The organism is Kribbella sp. NPDC050241 (genome assembly GCF_044459685.1).
Lineage (GTDB): Bacteria > Actinomycetota > Actinomycetes > Propionibacteriales > Kribbellaceae > Kribbella.
This window is the reverse complement of the sequence record NZ_JBITJE010000002.1, coordinates 26282-49021: the sequence shown is the minus strand read 5'-3', so window position 1 is coordinate 49021 and position 22740 is coordinate 26282. Positions and strand designations below refer to the sequence as shown.

General features: G+C 68.7%; 20 protein-coding genes. 11 read left to right on the top strand and 9 right to left on the bottom strand.

Annotated elements, in window-relative coordinates:
• Window positions 1-63: 63 nt before the first annotated feature.
• Together ACIBG5_RS08125 and ACIBG5_RS08120 are read left to right on the top strand one after the other, a co-directional pair.
• Window positions 64-1197, top strand: a complete 1134-nt coding sequence (locus ACIBG5_RS08125) for an LLM class flavin-dependent oxidoreductase (protein WP_396390825.1) — start codon at window positions 64-66, stop codon at window positions 1195-1197.
• Complete coding sequence (locus ACIBG5_RS08120; protein ID WP_396390824.1) at window positions 1194-1796, top strand: FMN reductase; 603 nt, start codon at window positions 1194-1196, stop codon at window positions 1794-1796. The genes ACIBG5_RS08125 and ACIBG5_RS08120 overlap by 4 nt, the downstream gene beginning before the upstream one ends.
• Here the strand turns inward: ACIBG5_RS08120 and ACIBG5_RS08115 are convergent.
• Window positions 1793-2548 (bottom strand): TetR/AcrR family transcriptional regulator, encoded by a 756-nt coding sequence (locus ACIBG5_RS08115; RefSeq protein ID WP_396390823.1) that lies wholly within the window; start codon window positions 2546-2548, stop codon window positions 1793-1795. The genes ACIBG5_RS08120 and ACIBG5_RS08115 overlap by 4 nt on opposite strands.
• 111 nt (window positions 2549-2659) lie before the next feature.
• On the opposite strand from ACIBG5_RS08115, the gene ACIBG5_RS08110 reads away from it, so the two are divergent.
• Window positions 2660-3613: an ATP-binding cassette domain-containing protein gene (locus ACIBG5_RS08110; RefSeq protein WP_396390822.1), complete on the top strand. Its 954-nt coding sequence runs from the start codon at window positions 2660-2662 to the stop codon at window positions 3611-3613.
• On the top strand, window positions 3610-4404 hold the full coding sequence (locus ACIBG5_RS08105) for an ABC transporter permease (protein ID WP_396390821.1): 795 nt from the start codon (window positions 3610-3612) through the stop codon (window positions 4402-4404). The genes ACIBG5_RS08110 and ACIBG5_RS08105 overlap by 4 nt, the downstream gene beginning before the upstream one ends.
• A 54-nt stretch (window positions 4405-4458) precedes the next feature.
• Here ACIBG5_RS08105 and ACIBG5_RS08100 read toward each other — a convergent pair whose 3' ends face one another.
• On the bottom strand, window positions 4459-5226 hold the full coding sequence (locus tag ACIBG5_RS08100) for an SDR family NAD(P)-dependent oxidoreductase (protein ID WP_396390820.1): 768 nt from the start codon (window positions 5224-5226) through the stop codon (window positions 4459-4461).
• Between the two features lie 80 nt (window positions 5227-5306).
• Here ACIBG5_RS08100 and ACIBG5_RS08095 point away from each other — a divergent pair, with 80 nt between their 5' ends.
• Entirely contained in the window at window positions 5307-5846 is a 540-nt protein-coding gene (locus ACIBG5_RS08095) for a GNAT family N-acetyltransferase (RefSeq protein WP_360437009.1), read from the top strand.
• 47 nt (window positions 5847-5893) lie between these two features.
• On the opposite strand, the gene ACIBG5_RS08090 is transcribed toward ACIBG5_RS08095, so the two are convergent.
• The 7 genes from ACIBG5_RS08090 to ACIBG5_RS08060 are packed head-to-tail and all read right to left on the bottom strand — an operon-like array spanning window position 5894 to window position 13032.
• On the bottom strand, window positions 5894-6283 hold the full coding sequence (locus tag ACIBG5_RS08090) for a VOC family protein (RefSeq protein ID WP_396390819.1): 390 nt from the start codon (window positions 6281-6283) through the stop codon (window positions 5894-5896).
• Between the two features lie 16 nt (window positions 6284-6299).
• Complete coding sequence (locus tag ACIBG5_RS08085; RefSeq protein WP_396390818.1) at window positions 6300-7115, bottom strand: bifunctional allantoicase/(S)-ureidoglycine aminohydrolase; 816 nt, start codon at window positions 7113-7115, stop codon at window positions 6300-6302.
• Window positions 7112-8455: an allantoinase AllB gene (gene allB, locus ACIBG5_RS08080; protein ID WP_396390817.1), complete on the bottom strand. Its 1344-nt coding sequence runs from the start codon at window positions 8453-8455 to the stop codon at window positions 7112-7114. Before allB ends, ACIBG5_RS08085 begins: the two co-directional genes overlap by 4 nt.
• Window positions 8456-8477: 22 nt before the next feature.
• Window positions 8478-9536 (bottom strand): glycerate kinase, encoded by a 1059-nt coding sequence (locus ACIBG5_RS08075; protein WP_396390816.1) that lies wholly within the window; start codon window positions 9534-9536, stop codon window positions 8478-8480.
• Window positions 9536-11311 carry a glyoxylate carboligase gene (gene gcl / locus ACIBG5_RS08070; RefSeq protein WP_396390815.1) on the bottom strand — a complete coding sequence of 592 codons (1776 nt, stop codon included), beginning with the start codon at window positions 11309-11311 and terminating at the stop codon, window positions 9536-9538. Before gcl ends, ACIBG5_RS08075 begins: the two co-directional genes overlap by 1 nt.
• Window positions 11311-12195 carry a 2-hydroxy-3-oxopropionate reductase gene (locus ACIBG5_RS08065; protein WP_396390814.1) on the bottom strand — a complete coding sequence of 295 codons (885 nt, stop codon included), beginning with the start codon at window positions 12193-12195 and terminating at the stop codon, window positions 11311-11313. Before ACIBG5_RS08065 ends, gcl begins: the two co-directional genes overlap by 1 nt.
• A gap of 12 nt (window positions 12196-12207) precedes the next feature.
• Window positions 12208-13032, bottom strand: a complete 825-nt coding sequence (locus ACIBG5_RS08060) for a hydroxypyruvate isomerase family protein (protein WP_396390813.1) — start codon at window positions 13030-13032, stop codon at window positions 12208-12210.
• Between the two features lie 157 nt (window positions 13033-13189).
• Between ACIBG5_RS08060 and ACIBG5_RS08055 the strand changes: the two genes are divergently transcribed.
• The 6 genes from ACIBG5_RS08055 (at window position 13190) to guaD (ending at window position 22687) form a co-directional block, all read left to right on the top strand.
• Window positions 13190-14722 (top strand): PucR family transcriptional regulator, encoded by a 1533-nt coding sequence (locus tag ACIBG5_RS08055; protein WP_396390812.1) that lies wholly within the window; start codon window positions 13190-13192, stop codon window positions 14720-14722.
• A gap of 139 nt (window positions 14723-14861) precedes the next feature.
• A complete protein-coding gene (gene uraD, locus ACIBG5_RS08050; RefSeq protein ID WP_396390811.1) occupies window positions 14862-16775 on the top strand; it encodes a 2-oxo-4-hydroxy-4-carboxy-5-ureidoimidazoline decarboxylase in 1914 nt (637 codons plus the stop codon).
• Window positions 16772-18220: a xanthine dehydrogenase small subunit gene (locus ACIBG5_RS08045; RefSeq protein WP_396390810.1), complete on the top strand. Its 1449-nt coding sequence runs from the start codon at window positions 16772-16774 to the stop codon at window positions 18218-18220. The genes uraD and ACIBG5_RS08045 overlap by 4 nt, the downstream gene beginning before the upstream one ends.
• Complete coding sequence (gene xdhB / locus ACIBG5_RS08040) at window positions 18217-20565, top strand: xanthine dehydrogenase molybdopterin binding subunit (RefSeq protein WP_396390809.1); 2349 nt, start codon at window positions 18217-18219, stop codon at window positions 20563-20565. Before ACIBG5_RS08045 ends, xdhB begins: the two co-directional genes overlap by 4 nt.
• 5 nt (window positions 20566-20570) lie before the next feature.
• Complete coding sequence (gene xdhC / locus ACIBG5_RS08035) at window positions 20571-21407, top strand: xanthine dehydrogenase accessory protein XdhC (RefSeq protein WP_396392023.1); 837 nt, start codon at window positions 20571-20573, stop codon at window positions 21405-21407.
• Window positions 21404-22687 carry a guanine deaminase gene (guaD, locus tag ACIBG5_RS08030; RefSeq protein WP_396390808.1) on the top strand — a complete coding sequence of 428 codons (1284 nt, stop codon included), beginning with the start codon at window positions 21404-21406 and terminating at the stop codon, window positions 22685-22687. Before xdhC ends, guaD begins: the two co-directional genes overlap by 4 nt.
• The last annotated feature ends 53 nt before the right edge of the window (window positions 22688-22740 follow it).

Genomic DNA, 22740 nt, shown 5'->3' with positions numbered 1-22740 from the left:
TTGGCGTTGAGCTGGGCATCGGTAGTTTAATAGTGAACTATCTACCCCAGTCGAGGAGGACAGATGCAGTTCGGTGTGTTCACCGTCGGTGACGTGACCGAGGATCCGACCACCGGCACGACCGTGAGCGAGGCCGAGCGGATCAAGGCGATGGTGGCCATCGCACTGAAGGCCGAAGAGGTCGGTCTGGACGTGTTCGCCCAGGGTGAGCACCACAACCCGCCCTTCGTGCCGTCGTCGCCGACCACCCAGCTCGGCTTCATCGCCGCGAAGACCTCGAAGATCATCCTGTCCACCGCGACGACCCTGATCACCACCAACGACCCGGTGAAGATCGCCGAGGACTACGCGATGCTGCAGCACCTGGCCGACGGCCGGGTCGACCTGATGATGGGTCGCGGCAACACCGGCCCGGTGTACCCGTGGTTCGGTCAGGACATCCGCAACGGCATCGGGCTCGCGATCGAGAACTACGCCCTGCTGCGCCGGCTCTGGCGCGAGGACGTGGTCGACTGGGAAGGCAAGTTCCGTACGCCGCTGCAGGGCTTCACCGCGACTCCGCGGCCGCTGGACGGCGTACCGCCGTTCGTGTGGCACGGGTCGATCCGCTCGCCGGAGATCGCCGAGCAGGCCGCGTACTACGGCGACGGCTTCTTCCACAACAACATCTTCTGGCCGGTCTCGCACACCCAGCGGATGATCGAGCTGTACCGCAAGCGCTTCGAGCACTACGGCCACGGCGCCGCGGACCAGGCGATCGTCGGGCTCGGCGGTCAGGTGTTCATGCGGAAGAACTCGCAGGACGCCGTCAACGAGTTCCGGCCGTACTTCGACAACGCGCCGGTGTACGGACACGGGCCCACCCTGGAGGACTTCAGCCGGGAGACGCCGTTGACGGTCGGCAGCCCGCAGCAGGTGATCGAGCGGACGCTGACGTTCCGGGAGCACTTCGGTGACTACCAGCGCCAGCTGTTCCTGATGGACCACGCCGGGCTGCCGTTGAAGACCGTGCTGGAGCAGCTGGACATCCTCGGCGAAGAGGTGGTTCCGGTACTGCGCAAGGAGTTCGCCGCCAAGCGGCCGGCGCAGGTCCCGGACGCGCCGACGCACGCTTCGCTGAAGGCCGCCGCCGAGCGGGCACGCGACCTGGAGACGATCGCGGAGCCGGCCGGATCGGTCGAGGAGACGAGCCGATGAAGGAACGAGTGATCGCCGTGGTGACGGCCGGGCTGACGACACCGTCGTCGTCCCGGCTGCTCGCCGACCAGCTGGCGGCCGCCGTGCGGGACGAGTTGTCCGGGCGTGGGATCGAGTCGCGGATCGAGCTGATCGAGGCCCGCGACCACGCGCATGAGCTGACGAACAACCTCCTCACCGGCTTTCCCTCGGCCGAGCTGGAGAAGGTACTCGCCACGGTCGCCGGGGCGGACGCTCTGATCGTGGTCTCGCCGACCTTCAGTGCGTCGTACTCCGGGCTGTTCAAGATGTTCTTCGACGTGCTCGACGACCAGGCATTGGCCGGCAAGCCGGTCCTGCTCGCGGCGACCGGCGGGACCGAGCGCCACTCGCTGGTGCTCGAGTTCGCGCTGCGGCCGCTGTTCGCCTATCTGAAGGCGATCCCGGTCCCGACCGCCGTGTACGCCGCGTCCACGGACTGGGGTCCGAACGCGACGACGCTGCGGCCCCGCATCACTCAGGCCGCGAGCGAGCTGGTCGCCGCCCTGCAGCACGAGACGCCGACGCACGCGGATCCGTACGACAACCCGACGCCGTTCGAGGACCTCCTCAACAGCTAGGATCGCTCGTCGATGAGCAATGAGATGCCGTCGAGGATCCGGGTGAGGCCGAAGGACAAGGCGTGCGCGGGGTCGATGACCGACTGGAACTGTTCGCCGACCGAGGTGCCGACCCGTCCCGCCACCGGGAAGTGCTGAGCCGCGCCGGACATGACACGGGTCAGGGTCGGCGAGATCTGCCGCCACCACTCCTCGTCGGACAGCCCGGACTCCCGCTGGGTGCGGAGCTGTTCAGCTCCGGCACGGGCGGTTCCGTGAACGTGCGTGAGCACCAAGGTCAGGGCCGAGTCCATCTCGACGTCGGTCAGCCCGAGGCCGTCGAGGGGCCGTAGCTCGGCCTCGTACTTGACGGTGATGTTGGGGCCGAGCGCGTTGCGCATGGTCGGGACGTCGTGGATCCAGGGGTGCTTGGTGAGCACGTCCCAGTTGCGACGGGCAATGAACTCCAGCGCTCCACGCCAGCCGCCGGGCTGCCGCGACGGTTCGTCGGCGTCGGCGTACAGGTCGCCGTACACGCTGTCGAACATCAGGTCGGTCAGCTCGCCCTTGCCCGGGACGTGCGTGTAGAGCGACATCGTCCCGGCCTTCAACTGCTCGGCGACCATCCGCATCGAGACCGCGTCGAGCCCTTGAGCGTCGGCCAGGTCGATCGCCGTGTCGACGATCGACCGCACGGTCAGGCCGGACCGGCCGGGCTTGGTGTGGCTGCCCCACAGCAGCGCCAGACTGCGCGCCGGATCGGGCGCGGACACCTTCTTTCCTGCCAACGGAACTAACTCCAGCCGCTCGTCGTTGTCCCGATCGTACCTGAGTCGTACAGTGTACGGTACACTCTACGACTCAACCTGGGCGAGAGGTGGGAAGTGACTACGGAACGTGTGATCGAGGCCGTCGGCGTACGGAAGAACTACCGGGGCGGCACCGAGGGGGCGGGGCTGAACGGTTTCGACCTGGAGGTCACGGCCGGCACGGTGACGGGGCTGCTCGGCCCCAACGGCGCCGGCAAGACGACGGCGGTGCGGATCCTGTCCACACTGCTCGAGCTGGATTCCGGTACGGCGACGATCGCGGGGTACGACGTCCGTCGGCAAGGAGCGGAGGTACGGCGCCGGATCGGGCTGGTCGGGCAGTACGCCGCGATCGACGAAGTACTGACCGGGCGCCAGAACCTGGTCATGTTCGGCCGGCTGAACCACCTGAGCCACACGGCCTCGGTACGTCGGGCCGACGAGCTGCTCGAGCGGTTCAGCCTGACGGAGGCGGCCGGTCAGGCGGTCAGCAAGTACTCCGGTGGGATGCGGAGACGGCTCGACCTGGCGGCCAGCCTGATCGTGGCGCCGGCGGTCCTGTTCGTGGACGAGCCGACGACCGGGTTGGATCCGGCCGGGCGGCTCGAGGTGTGGTCCGCCGTACGGCAGTTGGTGGACGGCGGGACGACGGTGTTGCTGACAACGCAGTACCTGGAGGAGGCCGATCAGCTGGCGAACCGGATCTCGATGCTCAAGGCCGGGGTGGTCGTGGCCGAGGGCACCCCGGACGAACTGAAGACGCAGCTCGGCTCGGACTGGCTGGACTTGGTGCTGGTCGATCCAGCCGACGTGCAGCGGGTGGTCGGATTGGCCGGACCACTGGCGGACGGAGACATTCGGATTGCCGGCAATCGGATCAGCGTGCCGGTGAAGGACCGCACGAAGGCCCTCGTGGTGATGGCCAACTCGTTGCATGAGGCAAAGATTGAGCCGGAGGACATCACCTTGCGCAGACCCACGCTGGACGAGGTGTTCCTGCACCTGACGGGACCGGAGGTGGCGGCATGACGGCGTTCGGCTGGGCTCTTGCGGATGGGTGGACGATCGCGCGGCGGACCTTGACGCACTGGCGGATGCAGCCGGGGCTGGTGCTGTTCTCCTGGTTCTTCCCGGTGCTGATGCTGCTGATGTTCGGCGGGCTGCTCGGCGGGGCGATGGACTTCCCCGACGGCGAGTCGTACTACGAACTGCTCGTGCCGGGGATCTTCGCGCTGTCGATGCTGTTCGGGCTGGAAGGCACGATGACCGCGGTCACCCAGGACCGGGACAAGGGGGTGACCGACCGGTTCCGCTCGCTGCCGATGAGCTCGGCGGCGGTCGTCCTCGGGCGGTGCATCGCGGACATGCTGGACTCGGTGGTGACGCTGATCGTGCTTGCCGCGGCCGGGCTCGCGCTCGGCTGGCGGTGGCATGAAGGACTGCCGGCCGCGGTGGCAGCGTTCGGGTTGCTGTTGCTGCTGCGGTTCGCGTTGCTGTGGATCGGGATCTTCATCGGGCTGACGGTGAAGAACGCTCAGAGCGTCACGATGGTGCAGGTCCTGGTCTGGCCGATCGGCTTCCTGTCCAGTGCGTTCGTCGCCACGTCCACGATGCCGGCCTGGCTCGGCACGATCGCGCAGTGGAATCCGTTGTCGGCCACGGCCACCGCATCGCGTGCCCTGTTCGGCAATCCCGATCCGTCGGCGACCGCCACCTGGATCGGCACCCATGCCGAGATCGCGGCGATCATCGGGCCGCTGGTGCTGACCGCGGTGTTCCTGCCCCTGTCGGCCCACCGCTACCGCACGCTCTCCCGGTAGAGATGCCTGTGGGGCTCCGGCGGCATACCGCTGGAGCCCCACTCTAGAGCTTGCCTATGGCATCAACTGGCCGCCGTTGACCTCGATGATCTGGCCGGTGACGTACGACGCCATCCGCTCGGAGGCGAGGAACAGGATCGTGCCGACGCACTCGTGCGGGGTGCCGCTGCGGCCCATCGGGATGGTGCCGATCATCGCGTTCATCTGCTCGTCGCCGGTGTGGCGGTCGTGGAACGGGGTCTTGATCACGCCGGGCGAGATCGCGTTGACGCGGATGCCGTCCGGTGCGACCTCCTTGGCCAGGCCGCGGGTGAAGGTGCTGACCGCGCCCTTGCTGGTCGCGTAGACGACCGACCCCCCGCCACCGCCGTTCCGGCCGGCGATCGAGGTGACGTTGATGATCGACCCACCGCCCTGCGCGCGGAACACCGGCACGATCTTGCGGCTGACGGAGAACACCGACGTCAGGTTCACGTCCAGGATCCGGTGGAACTCCTCGTCCGGTACGTCGGTCACCGGGGTCCGCTTGACCAGGTCGCCGGCGTTGTTCACGAGTACGTCGATCCGCCCGTGCTTCGCCAGCACGTCGTCGATCAGCTTCCCGGCCGACGCCGGATCCGCGAGGTCCGCCTGGTGCAAGGACGCCGTACCGCCGGCCGTCTGCACCGCGCCGAGCGTGTGCCTGGCTCCCTCCTCGTTCTGGTGGTAGTGCAACGCGACCGCGGCCCCGGTCTCCGCGAACCCCACCGCCGCCGCGGCCCCGATCCCGCTGCTGGCCCCGGTCACCACCACAACCTGATCCCTGAAATCCAGATATCCCATGCGCCCATCCTCCCCCGATCGCGCCAGGGAACGCGCCGTGGGCTGGTTCCAAGCCGCGCGGCCGGAGGTAGATTTTTTGGATGGGATATGCGCTGGGGCGGTTGGATCTTCGGCGGTGGCGGACGGGGGATGCGCTGCGGCTGACAGCGGCGCATCGCGATCCCGAGATGGCGAACCAGAACGGGATCGTGGACCGAGCGTCCGCGGTGGACTGGATCGGGCGCGTGGCGGACCTCGACAACGGGCATGTGTACGCCGTCGCGGATGCGGACGACCACCCGATCGGGTGTGTGGCGGTGACGAACATCGACCGGCATCAGGTCGGCTGGACGTGGTACTGGACCCTCGCCGAAGTCCGCGGCCAGGGCGTCGCCCGGGACTCGCTCCGCGCCCTCGCCAACTGGGCCCACCGGGAGGCCGGTCTCTACCGACTGGAGCTCGGTCACCGCACCAACAACGCGGCCTCGTGCGCGGTCGCCGCCGGCGCCGGTTTCCTCTACGAAGGCCTCGAACGCCAGCGCCACGCGTACGACGGCACCCGGTACGACGTCGAACGCCACGCCCGCCTGGCCACCGACCCGCTCAACCCACCCCAACGCCCAGTCACCGTCACCATCTGAGCCGTCACGTTCGAGCCGTCACCATCTGAGCCGTCACGTGTGAGCCGTCAGCCCGCCGGCGGCTGCAGGACGCAGAACTCGTTCCCGTCCGGATCGGCGAGAAGGTGCCAGGTCCAGCCGTACTCGACGACGGGCTCCTCGGTCACCTGCGTCGCCCCCAACGCACGCACCCGACTCACCTCGGCGGCCAGGTCCGGCGTCCGAAGGTCAAGGTGCAGACGGTTCTTGCCGACCTTCCGATCGTCCGTACGCTGCAGCAGAACTTCACAGCCACGTCCGTCGCCCGGAATCAGACTCAGGTACGTCGCCGACGAGCCGCCCGCGCGGTCGTAGCCCAGGACCTGACTCCAGAACTCGGCGGAACGATCCAGGTCGGACACGTCGACCACGATCGCCAGCTCGCCGTGGGAGTACCGCTGCACCTCGCGATCAACCATGCAGCGACCCTACTGATCAGAGCGTGAGCTTCGGGTGGCGGTTGACGTCTTTGTAGAGGAGGTAGCGGAAGCGGCCAGGGCCGCCAGCGTAGCAGGCCTGGGGGCAGAAGGCTCGGAGCCACATGAAATCGCCCGCCTGCACCTCGACCCAGTCCTTGTTGAGCAGGTAGACGGCCTTGCCCTCCAGCACGTAGAGGCCGTGCTCCATGACGTGGGTCTCCGGGAACGGGATCACGCCGCCGGGCTCGAAGCTGACGATGTTGACGTGCATGTCGTGCCGCACATCGTCCGGATCCACGAACCGCTGCGTCTTCCACCGCCCCTCGGTGTCCGGCATCGCCACACCCTCGACGTCCACCTCGTTCGTGACGAACGCCGGCGGTACGTCGATCCCCTCGATCCGCTCGTACGCCTTCCGCACCAGGTGGAACCGCGTGACCCGATCGCTCACGTTCCGCACGGTCCAGTCGACGCCCGGCGGCACGAACGCATACCCACCCGGCCCGAGCTCGTGCTTCTCGCCGTCCAGGGTCACCGTCACGCTGCCCTCGACCACGAACAGCACCGCCTCGGCGGCCGGATCCGTCTCCGGCCTGTCACTCCCGCCACCGGGAGCGACCTCGACGATGTACTGCGAGAACGTCTCCGCGAACCCGGACAACGGCCGCGCGAGCACCCACAACCGGGTGTCCTCCCAGAAGGGCAGCCGACTGGTGACGATGTCCCGCATCGTGCCGCGCGGGAGTACGGCGTACGCCTCGGTGAAGACGGCGCGGTCGGTGGTGAGGTCGCTCTGCGCAGGCAGACCGCCCGTCGGGGAGTAGTAGCTCATCCTCGTTCTCCTCGGTTCAGCAGCCGCCCGCGGGGGCCGGCCTCGATGTCGACGGGAACGCCGCGGAGCCAGGTACGGCGGACCACGCCGGTGAGCGGGCGATCGGCGTACGGCGTGATGGCGTTCTTGTGGTGCAAGGCGTTCGGGTCGACGACGAAGGTCTCGTCGGGCGCGAGGACGCAGAGGTCGGCGTCGTACCCGACCTCGATCCGGCCCTTGGTCCTCAGCCCGGCCTGCGCGGCCGGCGCCTGGCTCATCCAGCGGGTGACGTCGGCCAGGGTGAAGCCGCGCTTGCGCGCCTCGGTCCACACCGCCGGCAGCCCGAGCTGGAGCGAGGCGATGCCACCCCAGGCGGTGCCGAAGTCGCCGGTGTCGAGGTGCTTGAGGTCGATCGTCGACGGCGAGTGGTCGGACACGATCAGGTCGATCACGCCGTCGCGCAGGCCGTCCCAGAGGCGTTCACGGTTCTCGGCCTCGCGGATCGGCGGGCAGCATTTGTACTGCGTCGCGCCATCGGGGATCTCCTCGGCAGTGAAGGTCAGATAGTGCGGACAGGTCTCGGCCGTGATCCGTACGCCGTCACTGCGAGCCGCAGCGAGTAGCGGGAGGACGTCGGACGAGGAAACGTGCAGGATGTGGACCCGGCAATTTGTGGCGCGGGCGAGTTCGATGACGTTGGCGACGGCTTCGGTTTCTGCCACACGGGGGCGTGAGTGCAGGAAGTCGAGGTAGGTCGCGCCGTGCGGCGGTGGGGCATCGTCGATCCGGTGGGCGTCCTCGGCGTGGACGATCAGCAGGCCGTCGAAGGCGCTGATCTCTCGCATCGCCGCCTGGAGTTGCGCGTGATCCAGCGGCGGGAACTCGTCGACGCCCGAGTGCAGCAGGAAGCACTTGAACCCAAAGACTCCGGCGTCGTGCAGCGGACGCAGGTCGGGGACGTTGCCCGGGATCGCGCCACCCCAGAAGCCGACGTCGACGTACGCCTGGTTCTGGGCGGTCTTCCGCTTCACCTCGAGCGCCGGTACGTCGCACGTCGGCGGGATGCTGTTCAGCGGCATGTCGATGATCGTGGTGACGCCGCCGGCCGCGGCGGCCCGGGTCGCGGAGGTGAAGCCCTCCCAGTCGGTGCGACCCGGATCATTGACGTGGACGTGGGAGTCGACCAGGCCAGACAGCAGCACCTCGTCGTCGGCCAGGTGCACCTGCTCGGTGGCCGCGAGGTCGGCGTCGTACGGCGCGACGGCGGTGATCCGCCCGTCCCGGACGCCGACGGCACACGCCCGCTCGCCCGCGGCACCCACGACCCGGCGAGCCCTGATCACGAGGTCCAACGCTGTCATGCATCGCCCCTCTCACTTGCTGTCATCGTAGGTGGTCTGCCGCGATCCGCTCCCCGAGTCGCTGCAGCAACGGCACCGGTTCCGCGATACACCGCCGTACGTCGGGCTCCAGGTCTGTCAGGGCGTACGCCGCGACCACGCCGGCTGATCGCAGTCGCTCAGGGTTCAGCTTGTTGCTGCCACAGACCACCACCACCGGGATGCCCGCGGCGGCCGCTGCGACTCCGGCGACTGCCTTGCCGTGCAAGGTCTGCTCGTCGAGCGCACCTTCTCCGGTGATCACGAGGTCGGCATTCTGGAGCTGCTCGTGGAAGCCGACGAGCTCGAGTACCAGCTCGATCCCTGGTCGCAACTCCGCCCCGAGGAGGGCCAGAGCTGCGAAACCCACTCCGCCGGCCGCGCCGGCTCCCGGGGCATCACGGAGGTCCTGCCCGGTCTCCCGAGCCACCAGATCGGCCCAGCGCGCCAGGGCGGCGTCAAGCTCCTCCACCTGCTCGGGGCTGGCACCTTTCTGCGGGCCGTAGACGGCGGCAGCACCAGTTGCCCCGGTCAACGGGTTGTCCACGTCGCACGCCACTACGACCTCGATGCCATCCATACGCTCCCGAAGGGCACGCAGGTCGAGCGCAGCTGTGCCACCCAATGCAGTGACGATCCCGGCTCCACCATCGGTTGATGCGCTACCGCCGATGCCCAGGATCACGCGGGTGCAGCCGTCGTCGATGGCGGCGGCCATCAGCTCGCCGGTTCCGCGTGAGGTTGCGGTCATCGGGGCGGGCACGCCACCCGGCAACCGGACCAGTCCCGAGACGTCGGCCAGCTCGACGACGGCTACGTCGCCGCGGCGGGCGAAGCCGGTTTTGACTGGTTCGCCGGTGGGGCCGGAGGCGGTGACCGGGACCAGGTGGAAGCCGGCCGCGACGGCGGCGGCCAAGGTGCCGTCGCCGCCGTCAGCCACTGGAACGGAGACCACAGTCAGGTCCGGGTGAACCCGTCGGAGGCCGGCGCCGACTGCGGCGGCGACCTCCGCACTGGTAAGACTTCCCTTGAATTTGTCCGAAGCAACTATTGCCCGAGGCATCAGTCGAGCAGGGCGAGGGCGGTCGGCGCGTCGTCCGGGCTCTCGGCCAGGTCTTCGAACTCGACGATGTTGTCGATCTCCAGACCCATGGACACGTTCGTCACGCGCTCGAGGATGACCTCGACCACGATCGGGACCTGGTGCTCGACCATCAGCTTCTTGGCCTGCTCCAGCGCCGGCAGGATCCCGTCCGGCTCGAACACCCGCAGCGCCTTGCAGCCGAGTCCTTCGGCGACCTTCACGTGGTCGACGCCGTACCCGTTGAGCTCAGGGCTGTTGATGTTCTCGAACGACAGTTGCACGCAGAAGTCCATGTCGAACCCACGCTGCGCCTGCCGGATCAGCCCCAGGTACGAGTTGTTCACGACCACGTGGATGTAGGGGATGTTGAACTGCGCCCCGACCGCCAGCTCCTCGATCAGGAACTGGAAGTCGTAGTCGCCCGACAGTGCCACGACCGTACTGTCCGGATCCGCGACCGCAACTCCTAGCGTCGCCGGCACAGTCCATCCGAGCGGGCCGGCCTGACCGGCGTTGATCCAGTGCCGCGGCCGATACACATGCAGCATCTGAGCAGCCTGGATCTGCGACAATCCGATGGTCGACACGTAGCGAGTGTCGGGACCGAACGCGCGGTTCATCTCCTCGTACACCCGCTGCGGCTTGACCGGCACGTTGTCGAAATGCGTCTTGCGCTCCAACGCCGTCTTCCGGGCAGAGCACTCGTCGGCCCACGCGGACCGGTCCGCCAGCTTGCCCTCGGCGGCCCACTCGCGCGCCACCTCGACGAACACCTCCAGCGCGGCGCGAGCGTCGGACACGACGCCGTAGTCCGGTGCGAACACCCGTCCGATCTGGGTCGGCTCGATGTCGACATGAATGAACTTCCGCCGGCCCTTGTACACCTCGAGGCCGCCGGTGTGTCGGTTCGCCCACCGGTTGCCGATGCCGAGCACCAGATCCGACGTCAGGAAGGTCGCGTTGCCGTACCGATGCGACGTCTGCAGCCCCACCATCCCCGCCATCAGCGGGTGGTCGTCCGGCAGCACACCCCAACCCATCAGCGTGGGTACGACGGGAATCCCGGTCAGCTCGGCGAACTCGACCAGCAGGTCCTCCCCGCCCGCGTTGATGATCCCTCCTCCGGCGACGATCAGCGGGTGCTCAGAGGTGGCCAGCATCTCCAGCACCTTCTCCGCCTGCGCCCGGGTCGCGGCCGGGCGCGGCACCGGCAGTGGCTCGTAGGTGTCGATGTCGAAGTCGATCTCGGTCAGCTGGACGTCGATCGGCAGATCGATCAGCACCGGTCCGGGACGGCCCTCGCGCATCAGCTGGAACGCCTTCTGGAACGTCCCCGGCACCTGCGCGGCCTCCATCACCGTGACGGCCCATTTCGCGACCGGCTTGGCGATCGAGGCGATGTCGACCGCCTGGAAGTCCTCCTTGTGCAGCTTCGCCACCGGCGCCTGACCGGTGATGCACAGGATCGGGATCGAGTCGGCCGAGGCGGAGTACAGGCCGGTGATCATGTCGGTGCCGGCGGGACCCGAGGTACCGATGCAGACTCCGATGTTGCCTGCGCGAGCCCGGGTGTAGCCCTCGGCCATGTGCGAGGCAGCCTCGACATGGCGGGCCAGCACGTGCTTGATGCCGCCGTGCTTCTTCATCGCGCTGTAGAAGGGGTTGATCGCGGCGCCGGGCAGACCGAACGCCTGCGTCGAGCCTTCCTTCTCCAGGATCAGGACCGCGGCGTCGACCGCGCGCATGCGGGCCATCAGTCCGTCGCCTTCCCGGACAGGCGCTCGACTCCACGGAGCAGAGCGGAGTGGTCGAGACCGCCGTCGCCGTTCGCCTTGGCGGACGCGACCAGCTGGGCGACGAGCGCACCCAACGGTACGACGACTCCCGCCTCGCGAGCGGCGGCGGTGACGATGCCCATGTCCTTGTGGTGCAGGTCGATCCGGAAGCCGGGCTGGAAGGAGCGGGACAGCATGTTCTCCTTCTTCTGGTTCAGTACCGCGGATCCGGCCAGGCCGCCGCCGAGGACTTCGAGGGCTGCCTTGGTGTCGACGCCGTACGCCTCCAGGAAGATCACGGCCTCGGACACCGCTTGGATGTTGGCGGCGACGATCAGCTGGTTCGCGGCCTTGACCGTCTGGCCCGAGCCGCTCGGCCCGACGTGGACGACGGTCTTGCCGACGACGTCGAACAGCGGCTTGGCGATCGCGAAGTCGTCGGCCTCGCCGCCGACCATGATCGACAGCGCGGCGTTCTTCGCGCCGGCCTCGCCGCCGGAGACCGGGGCGTCGAGCATCCGGAAGCCCAGCGCCCGCGCCCGCTCGGCGAGCTGCTGCGTGACGTCCGGCCGGATGCTGGAGAAGTCGATGATCAGCGTGCCGGTCTCGGCCAGCTGGAAGACGCCGTCCTCCCCCTCGAGCACCTGTTGCACGTCGGGCGAGTCCGGGACCATCACGGCGACCACGTCAGCGTCCTTGACCGCGTCGGTCAGCGAGGTCGCGGCACGACCACCGGCCGCGACGAGTTCCTTGGCGCGCTCCGGGCTGCGGTCGAAACCGGCGACCGTGTGGCCGGCGTTGGCCAGGTGCACGGCCATCGGGTTGCCCATGATGCCTAGGCCGATGAAGGCGATGTTCGTCATGTCTGTCTTCTCCTATGCAGTGGCCGGCCGGCGCTCGCGCGGCAGCCAGCCGAAGCTCTCGTCGGTGGTGGTGGACGGCTTGTACTCGAGGCCGACCCACCCGGCGTACCCCTGGTTCTCGAGGTCGGCGAGCTGCCGGTCGAGCGGCAGCGATCCGGTGCCGGGTTCGTTGCGGCCGGGCGCGTCGGCGATCTGGACGTGCGCGATCCGGTCCGCGTGGCCGGCGATCACGCGATCGACGTCGTCGCCGTTGACCGCGAGGTGGTAGAGATCCGCGAGCAGTCCGACGTTCGGTACGTCGTACGCCGCCTGGACGCGATCGATCACGGCCAACGCGTCGGCCGCGGTGCGCAGCGGGTACCGGTCGGCGCCACTGACCGGCTCGATCAGTACGGTGCCACCGATCCGGGCGGCCGCGCGGGCGGCCAGACCGAGGTTCTCGACGGCGAGCTCGTCCTGGTCGGCCGCGGTCTGGTCGTCGACCCGGTTGCCGTACAGGGCGTTGAAAGCCGGGCAGCCGAGCCGCTCACCGATGCCGATGGTGGCGTCGATGTTGTCGCGGAACTCGCCCGACCGCTTCGGCCAGGAGACCAGGCCGCGATCGCCGCCGGGCATGTCGCCGGCGAAGAAGTTGAGGCCGGCCAGCTGGACGCCGGCGTCCTCGATCGCGGTGACGAAGGCGTCCGCGTCGGTGTCCGACGGCACCGCCTCGGCGAACGGCCACCAGAACTCGACCGCGCCGAAGCCCGCCCGCCGGGCGGCCGCCGGTCGCTCCAGCAACGGCAGTTCGGTGAACAGGATCGAGCAGTTCACCGCGTAGCGCAGTGCGTGACTCATGGCGTCCCTTCCTCTTGACTTCCGTATCGTGGAAGTTTGTTTCTGTTCTGCGAAATGACCATAGGATGCCGGGAAAGGACGCGTCAAGGTTTGAGTGGCCGGTCCGCCGTTGTACGTTCCTGTCAGGACCGGGCGATCGGGCCAGAGGAGGTGCGCCGTGCTGGTGTCCGAACTGCTCGACGCGCCGGAGCTGGGCCTGCGCCTGCTGCACGCGCCCGACGGCACGCTCGATCGCCCGATCGGGCGGCTCGTCACGACCGACCTGCTGGAGCCCGGCCGGTACCTCAACGGCGGCGAACTGGTGCTGACCGGGCTGGTCTGGCGCCGTACCGAGGCCGACAGCGAGACCTTCGTGGCGTCGGCGGCCGGTCGCGGCGCGGCCACGATCCTGGCCGGCCGCGCGCTGCTCGACCGCGTTCCCGACGACCTGCTCGATGCTTGCCGTCGGCATCAGATTGCGCTCGTCGAAGTACCGGTCGAGGTCGCGTTCGCGGACGTGACGGAGTACGTCGCGGCCGCGGGTGCAGCCGAGACCGGAGCGCGGCTGTCCGCCAGCCTGGTCCGGCAGCGGCAGTTGCTGTCCTCGATCGCCGCCGGCCGGAGTCTCGACGAACTGGCTGCCCGCATCTCTGCGGAGATCGGGCATGCCTGCAGAGTCATCACGTCGACCGGGCGGCAGGTCGTGCCTGGTCCTGGTGAACTGGACGACGCGACGCTGGACGCGGTCACCCGGCAGTTTCTGATCGCGGATCGGATGCCGGCAGTCGCGGCCGTCGGCGACGCGTCGTACAGCCTGTTCCCGATCGGGTCAGGGCTCGACAACCGGCTGACGGCCTGGGTGCTGCTGATCGAAGGCGACCATCAGGAGTGGCCGCGCGATCACGTCGAAGCCGTGCAGGAGTTGTGTGCTGTCGCCGCGCTTGACCGCGCCCGGCGGGACGAAGGCCGGCTTGCCCTTCGGCCGCTGGTGTCGGACGCCTTGGCGCTGGTCGAGTCCGGCGGTCCGCTCGCCGAGGTCGCGATTCGCCTGCGGCAGGCCGGTGCGCAGTCGGATCGGCCGATGGTGGTTGCGGTCGCCGAACTCCGCGACGAACCGCGCAACGACATCGCGTTCAGCGTTTTCGAAGACGTGGCGTTGACCGTCGGTCCGGCCGTGGTCGCAGCCGGCCGGGACGATCTGCTGGTCGGCTTCCTGCCGTCGTCGCCTGGGCTGCCCGAGCAGCTGCGCCGATCCTTCGCCCGGCTCTCACCTGGGCTCGGGCGCGGGAGACTGTCCGTCGGGGTCAGCGGTGAGACGGGTGTCGATGCCTTGGCCGGTGCACTGGAGGAAGCACGATTCGCCCAACGTGCAGCGCAGGCGGGCAGGACTCCGGTGTCGGTGGTGACGTCGGACGAGGTCGCGTCGCATGTGTTGCTGCTCGCAACATTGCCCGACGACGTACGCCGTACTTACACCCACCGGGTTCTCGGACCGGTGCTCGAGCACGACCGTCGTACGAACGCCGAACTGCTTGCCACGCTGCGGGAGTTCCTCGCCTGTTCGTGTTCCTGGGCGCGTACGGCGGAGTCGATGCACCTGCACGTCAACACGGTTCGCTACCGGATCGAACGCGTAGAGCAACTGACCGGACGCGATCTGTCCCAGTTGGAGGACCGTGTCGACGTGTTCCTCGCGCTGAAATCGCTGTGAACGCGGCGGTTTGGGTGATCACACAGATTCACGTGGTCTGAACCCCGCATCTTCGGAGGTTCACCGGGTGCAATCGGACGCGGCATGCGCTCAGGCTTTCGAGCAGGCCAGAACCGCCGTAGCCGAGGAGTGTGTCCCGATGAAGACAGTCCCGCGACCGAGCCGCCATCCCGTTGACGAGGTGCTGCCTGCCGGCAAGCTCGCCGTGTACGGCGCTCAGCACGTGCTCGCCTTCTACGCCGGCGCGGTGATCGTACCCATCCTCCTGGCCAACTCGATCGGCCTCAGCACCCAGCAGCTGATCCACCTGATCAACGCCGACCTGTTCACCTGCGGCATCGCCTCGATCATCCAGTCGGTCGGATTCTGGAAGGTCGGAGTCCGGCTGCCGCTGCTGCAGGGCGTGACGTTCACGGCGGTGTCGCCGATGATCGCGATCGGCCTGGCCGCCGGTGGTGGGACCGACGGCCTGCTGGTCATCTACGGCGCGGTGCTCGTCGCCGGTCTCGCCACCTTCTTCATCGCGCCCTTCTTCAGCCGGCTGATCCGGTTCTTCCCACCGGTCGTGACGGGTTCGGTGATCACGATCATCGGCCTGGCGCTGCTGCCGGTGGCGGCCGGGGACGCGGTCGGCGGCGCGGGGCCGACGGCCGATCCGACCAGCGGCAAGAACCTGGCCTACGCACTCGGGACCCTCGGACTGATCGTGCTGATCCAGCGGGTCTTCAAGGGGTTCATGGCCACGGTCGCCGTCCTGGCCGGCCTCGTGGTCGGGACTCTGGTCGCGTGGGCCTTCGGCGACGCACACTTCAGCGCGGTCAGCGACGCGGCCTGGGTCGGGGTCACCCAGCCGTTCTACTTCGGCTGGCCGAAGTTCTCGATCGCGGCGATCATCTCGATGGTCGTGGTCATGCTGATCACCGCGGTGGAGACGACTGGTGATGTCTTCGCGACCGGTGAGATCGTCGAGAAGCGGATCGGCAAGGACGACATCGCCCGCGCGCTGCGGGCCGACGGCCTGGCCACCACGATCGGCGGCGTCTTCAACTCCTTCCCCTACACCTGCTTCGCCGAGAACGTCGGCCTGGTCCGGCTGACCCGGATCCGCAGCCGCTGGGTGGTCGCGGCGGCCGGCGGGATCATGATTCTGCTCGGGCTGCTGCCGAAGGCCGGTGCGATCGTGGCCGGCATCCCGCATCCTGTGCTGGGTGGCGCGGCGCTGGCGATGTTCGCCACCGTGGCCGTGGTCGGCTTCCAGACCCTGGCCAAGGTCGACTTCCACGACCACCGCAATGTGGTCATCGTGGCGACCAGCGTCGGCCTGGCCATGTACGTCACCGCGCAGCCCCAGGTCGCCCAGGCGGTGCCGGGCTGGGCCGAGATCATCTTCGGCAGCGGCATCACCCTCGGCAGCCTGACCGCGATCGGCCTGAACATCCTCTTCCACCACGTCGGCAAGGACTACGGTCCCGCGGTCGCCGGACAGCCGGGTGACACGATCCGGTTGGACCAGGTCAACAAGATGCGCCGCGACGAGTTCGTGGAGACCTTCGCCGGTCTGTTCCAGGGCCCGCGCTGGGCGGTCGAGCGGGCCTGGGACATGCGCCCCTTCGCCGACACCCACGCACTGCGCCGTTCCTTCCAGGAGGCCCTGTTCTCCGGATCGCACGAGGAGCAGCGGCAACTGATCGAGGCCTACCCGCAGCTCGGCTCGCAGTTCGTCGCGGACGGCCTCAGCGGCGAGGCGTCGCTGCGGGACCAGTCGGACAAGGGCCTGACCTTCCTGGCCGATCCGGAGCGTGACGAACTGGCCACGATCACCGAGGCGTACCGCGAGCGGTTCGGCTTCCCGCTGGTCATCTCGGTCCGGGACGCGGACTCCTTCCACCGGATCATCGAGCAGGGAAGGGACCGGCTGGACAACTGCGAGAACCAGGAGCACGCCGCCGCGCTGCTCGAGATCGCGAAGATCGCCGGGTACCGGTTCGACGACTTCCTCTCCGACGCCAATCCGATCCATAGTGCAAGGACACGCTGGAGCAGCAACAGATGACGACGACAACGCAGGCGCTGCGCGCGCCTTCGATCAAGGTCAACGGGGCGGACACCGCGATCGGCGACGTCCCGGTCCACACCACTGCACTGGACTGGCTGCGCGACCGTGGCCTCACCGGCGCCAAGGAAGGCTGTGCGGAAGGCGAGTGCGGGGCGTGCTCCGTGCTCGTCGCCCGGCCCGGGACGGATGCGCCGACCGATTGGACCGCGGTGAACGCGTGTCTGCTGCCGATCGCGTCCCTGGACGGCCAGGAGGTCATCACCTCCGAGGGTCTGGGATCGCCCGAGACCCTGCACCCGGTACAGCGCGAACTCGCCGTACGCGGTGGGTCACAGTGTGGCTACTGCACTCCGGGTTTCGTGTGCAGCATGGCCGCCGAGTTCTACCGTTCCACCCGTACGACGTCCAACGGGCACTGCGATCACGAGCACGGCCCGAACGGGTTCGATCTGCACTCGCTGAGCGGGAACCTGTGCCGGTGCACCGGTTACCGCCCGATCCGGGACGCGGCGTACGCGCTGGGTGATCCGTCGGCGGACGACGCGCTCGCCGCCCGGCGGTACACTCCACCGCCCGCGCCGGCGACGACCCGGATGGAACAGGGCGATGCGGAGTTCGTCCGTCCGGCCGGACTGGACGACGTACTCCGGCTGCTGGCCGATCGGCCCGATGCGCGGATCGTTGCCGGATCGACCGATCTCGGGGTCGAGGTGAACCTGCGCGGGCTACGCGACCCGCTCGTCGTCGCGATCGACCGGCTGGCGGAGTTGCGGGAGTTCGAGTTCGGGCGCGACGAGGTCCGGATCGGGGCGGCGCTGACGTTGAGCGAGATCGAGCGGATGCTGGCCGGCCGGGTGCCCTTGCTGGCCGAGATGTTCCCGCAGTTCGCGTCGCGGTTGATTCGGAACGGCGCGACGATCGGCGGCAACCTGGGGACCGGCTCGCCGATCGGTGACACCCCGCCGGCCTTGCTCGCGCTCGACGCGTCGCTCGTGCTGGCGTCTCACCGCGGTGAGCGCGTCGTCCCGCTGGCGGACTACTTCACCGGCTACCGGCAGACGCTGAAGGCGCCGGACGAGCTGATCAAGACCGTGGTCCTTCCGCTGCCGCTCGCACCGCTGACTGCCTTCCACAAGATCGCCAAGCGACGCTTCGACGACATCTCGAGCGTTGCCGTCGGGTACGCCGTCGACGTGGTGGACGGTGTCGTCCGCGAGGCCCGGATCGGGCTCGGCGGGGTCGCCGCCACGCCGCTGCGCGCCCGGGCGACCGAGGCGGCGCTGATCGGCAAGCCGTGGACCGAGCACACCGTGCGCGAGGCCGCCACGGTCATGGCCGCCGAAGGTACTCCGATGGACGATCACCGCGCGAGCTCGTCGTACCGCTCGGCGATGCTCGGCCAGTCGTTGCTTCGCTTCCACGCCGAGGAGGTGCCCGCATGAGTTCGCTGTCCGAGCGGCCGCCGGTGGCAGTCGTCGGCGTACCGATGCCGCACGAGAGTGCCGCGTTGCATGTCACCGGCCATGCCCTCTACACGGACGACCTGGTCCAACGGACGCGCGACGTACTGCATGCGTATCCGGTGCAGTCGCCACACACCCACGCTCGCGTCACGACGCTCCGCGTGAAGCCGGCGTACGACGTACCTGGCGTGGTGCGGGTGCTGACAGCGGAGGACGTACCGGGGGTGAACGACGCCGGCGTGAAGCATGACGAGCCGTTGTTCCCGTCCGAGGTGATGTTCCACGGGCACGCGATCTGCTGGGTGCTCGCCGAGACGCTGGAGGCGGCACGGCTGGGGGCTGCCGCGGTGGAGGTCGAGTACGAGCCACTCGAATCGCTGGTGACGGTTCGAGAGGCGATCGCGGCCGGGAGTTTCCAGGGCACCGGGCGTCACCTGGAGCGTGGTGACGCCGATGGTGCACTGGCCGACGCGGCGCATGTGTTCGATGGTGAGTTCGAGTTCGCCGGGCAGGAGCACTTCTACCTGGAGACCCACGCGGCGCTGGCCCACGTCGACGAGGGCGGGCAGATCTTCGTCCAGAGCAGTACGCAGCACCCGTCGGAGACCCAGGAGATCGTGGCCCACGTACTCGGCCTGGCCAGCCACGCGGTGACTGTGCAGTGCCTGCGGATGGGCGGGGGCTTCGGCGGCAAGGAGATGCAGCCGCACGGGTTCGCCGCGATCGCGGCACTCGGCTCGACGCTGACCGGGCGGCCGGTGCGGCTGCGGCTCAACCGGACGCAGGACGTGACGATGTCGGGTAAGCGCCACGGCTTCCACAGCAGGTGGAAGGCCGGCTTCGACGACGAAGGGCACCTGGTCGCGCTGGACGCGACTCTCACCTCTGACGGTGGCTGGAGCCTCGACCTCTCCGAGCCGGTGCTCGCGCGGGCGATGTGCCACATCGACAACGCCTACTGGATCCCCAACGTTCGAGTCGACGGTCAGATCGCCAAGACGAACAAGACATCGCAGACGGCGTTCCGGGGCTTCGGTGGACCGCAGGGAATGCTGGTTGTCGAGGACATCCTCGGCCGGTGCGCACCACTTCTCGGGTACGACGCGATGGAGTTGCGGCATCGCAATCTCTACAAGCTGGGCGACAGTACGCCGTACGGTCAGCCGGTCCGGCACGCGGATCGCCTGGAGGCTTGCTGGAGCCAGGTGTCCGCGGGCGGTGACGTGGTCGGCCGGAAGGCGGAGATCGAGCAGTTCAACGCGACGCATCCGCACAAGAAGCGGGCGCTGGCGATGACTCCGGTGAAGTTCGGGATCTCGTTCAACCTCACCGCGTTCAACCAGGCCGGCGCGGTGGTGCACGTCTACAAGGACGGCTCGGTGCTGATCAACCACGGCGGCACCGAGATGGGTCAGGGCCTGCACACCAAGATGCTGCAGGTCGCCGCGACGACGCTCGGCGTACCGCTCGCGCGCGTCCGGCTGGCGCCGACCCGCACGGACAAGGTGCCCAACACCTCGGCCACCGCGGCCAGCTCCGGCGCCGACCTGAACGGCGCCGCGATCAAGAACGCGTGCGAGCAGATCCGCGAGCGCCTCGAGCAGGTCGCGGGCGGCAGGCTCGGCATCAGCCCGCACGACGTGCGGATCAGCGACGGCGTCGTCCGCGGGCTGTCCGAGGGCGAGGATCTGCGCTGGGAGGACGTCGTCAACGCGGCGTACCACCAGCGGGTCCAGTTGTGGGCGGCCGGCTTCTACCGGACCGAGGGCCTGCACTGGGACCCCAACGCGATGCGCGGCGAGCCGTTCAAGTACTTCGCGTACGGCGTCGCCGCCGCGGAAGTCGAGGTGGACGGGTTCAGCGGTGCGTACACGCTCCGTCAGGTCGACATCGTGCACGACGTCGGTGACAGCCTCAGCCCACTGATCGACCTGGGTCAGATCGAGGGCGGGTTCGTGCAGGGCGCCGGCTGGCTGACGCTCGAGGACCTGCGATGGGACGAGAGCAACGGCCCGAACCGCGGCCGGCTCGCCACGCAGGCAGCCAGCACGTACAAGCTGCCGAGCTTCTCGGAGATGCCTGAGGTGTTCAACGTCCGGCTGCTCGAGAAGGCACATGAGGACGGCGCGGTATACGGCTCGAAGGCGGTCGGTGAGCCGCCGCTGATGCTCGCCTTCTCGGTCCGGGAGGCGCTGCGGCAGGCCGCGGCGGCGTTCGGCCCGGCCGGGACAAGCGTGGATCTGGCGTCGCCGGCGACGCCAGAGGCGGTGTACTGGGCGCTCGACCGGGCTCGGTCGAGCGTGCTCACGGCGAGTGGGGTGTGAGCGAGATGGAGTGGGTGAAGGCGGTTCAGCACCTGCGCTCGCAGCGTCGTGCGGGCGTCCTGGTGACTGTGATGTCGGTGCGCGGGCACGCGCCGCGAGAGGCCGGCGCCAAGATGGTGGTTGCCTCGGACAACGTCTGGGCGACTGTTGGCGGCGGCAACCTGGAGGCGGTCGCGATCGAGCGGTCGCGGGCCTTGCTCGCCGAAGGCACGACTGCGCCGGAGGTGCTCGACGTGGCCTTGTCGGACAAAGCGCCGTACCAGCATGGGGTGCAGTGCTGTGGGGGTGAGGTGAAGTTGTTGCTCGAACCGTTGCCGGCGGTTCCGTCCGTGGCGATCTTCGGAGTGGGGCACGTGGGGCTCGAACTCGCGCGGATCCTCGCCCGGCACGACATCGAACTGCATCTCATCGACTCGAGGCCGGATCGGCTCGAGGCCGAACGGCTGCAGGTGCTCGACGATGCGGTAGCCAACGTCCACGTGCATCAGGTGCCGGTGTTGCCGGAGCTCGTGGTGGCTGAGCTGCCGCCGGGGACACATGCGCTGGTGATGACGCACGACCACGCGGAGGACGCAGCGTTGTGTGACGCCGCGCTGCGGAACGAGCACCTTGCGACGATCGGGCTGATCGGATCGACGGCGAAATGGGCCCGCTTCCGCCGCAAGCTCGCCGAGGACGGCAACCCGGCCGAAGCGATCGACCGGATCGTCACCCCGATCGGTCTGCCGGACCTCCCAGGCAAGGAACCGGCCACCATTGCGGTCAGCGTGGCGGCCTGGCTGCTCCAACTGTTCGTTGCCGAGCGCAACCCGGCGCAGGTTCACCGTGAGGCGAAGGCATGACCATCTTCCGAGGCACGTTCCTCGACACCCCGGACAACCCGTTCACCGGTGGCGGCCTCCGGGTCGACACCGACGCCGGCGTCCTGGTCACGGCCGGAACGATCGTTGCCCGCGGCACCTTCGCGGACGTACGCCGGGCGCACCCGGCCGAGCCGGTCGTCGACCTGACCGGCGGCCTGGTGCTGCCGGGCTTCGTGGACACGCATGTGCACTTCCCGCAGATTCGTGCGGTCGGCGGGCTGGGGTTGCCGTTGCTCGAATGGCTGGACAAGTACGCGTTGCCGGAAGAGGCGCGGATGGCTGACGCGTCGTACGCGGCCGGGGTTGCGTCCGAGTTCGTCCGCGGTCTGGCTGCGGCGGGAACGACGAGTGCGCTGGTGTTCGGGGCGCATTACGCCGATGCCGTCGACGCGCTGTTCAGCGCGGCGTCCGAGATGGGGTTGCGGGTGACGAGCGGGCTGGTGGTGAGCGATCGGCTGCTGCGGCCGGAGCTGCACACGACACCTGATCGGGCGTACAGCGAGTCGCTGGCTCTGGCCGAGCGGTGGCATGGAGTCGGGCGGAATCGGTACGCCGTGACGCCGCGGTTCTCGTTGTCGTGCACGGACGAGCTGCTTGCGGTGTGTCACGACGTACTCGAAGAGGTGCCTGGCGCGCTGTTCACGTCGCATCTGAACGAGAACGAGGCGGAGATCGCGGCAGTGTCCGAGCTGTTCGGTGGGTGCGACTACGTGACGACGTACGACCGGCACGGGTTGGTCGATCGGCGCAGCGTGCTTGCTCACAACGTGCATCCGACGGACGTGGAGCTCAAGCTGCTCGCCAACGCTGGTGCTTCGGTGGCGCATTGTCCGACCAGCAATGCTGCGCTGGGGAGTGGATTGTTCCCGCTGACTCGGCATCTCCAGTACGGGGTCCGGGTTGCGCTGGGGTCGGATGTCGGCGCTGGTACCGGCTTCTCCCTGCTGAAGGAGGGTTTGCAGGCGTACTTCGCTCAGCAGCTCCAGGCCGAGGACGGTCATCCGCTGTCGGCGGCGCACCTTCTGCACCTGGTCACCACGGCCGGCGCGGATGCCCTCGGGCTCAGCTCCGAAATCGGCGATCTGTCCGTCGGCAAGCGCTTCGACGCGCAGCTGCTACGGCCGGCCGAAGGTTCACCGTTGGCGGTCAGCATCGCCCACGCCGACGACCCCGAGGAAGCCTTGGCCCGGACCTTCACCCTCGGCACCCCCGCCGACATCCGAGCCGTCTGGATCAACGGCGACCTCCTCCACACCTGACCGCCCGAACACCGCGGCCCCAACCACTCACCAGGTGGTTGGGGCCGCGGTGT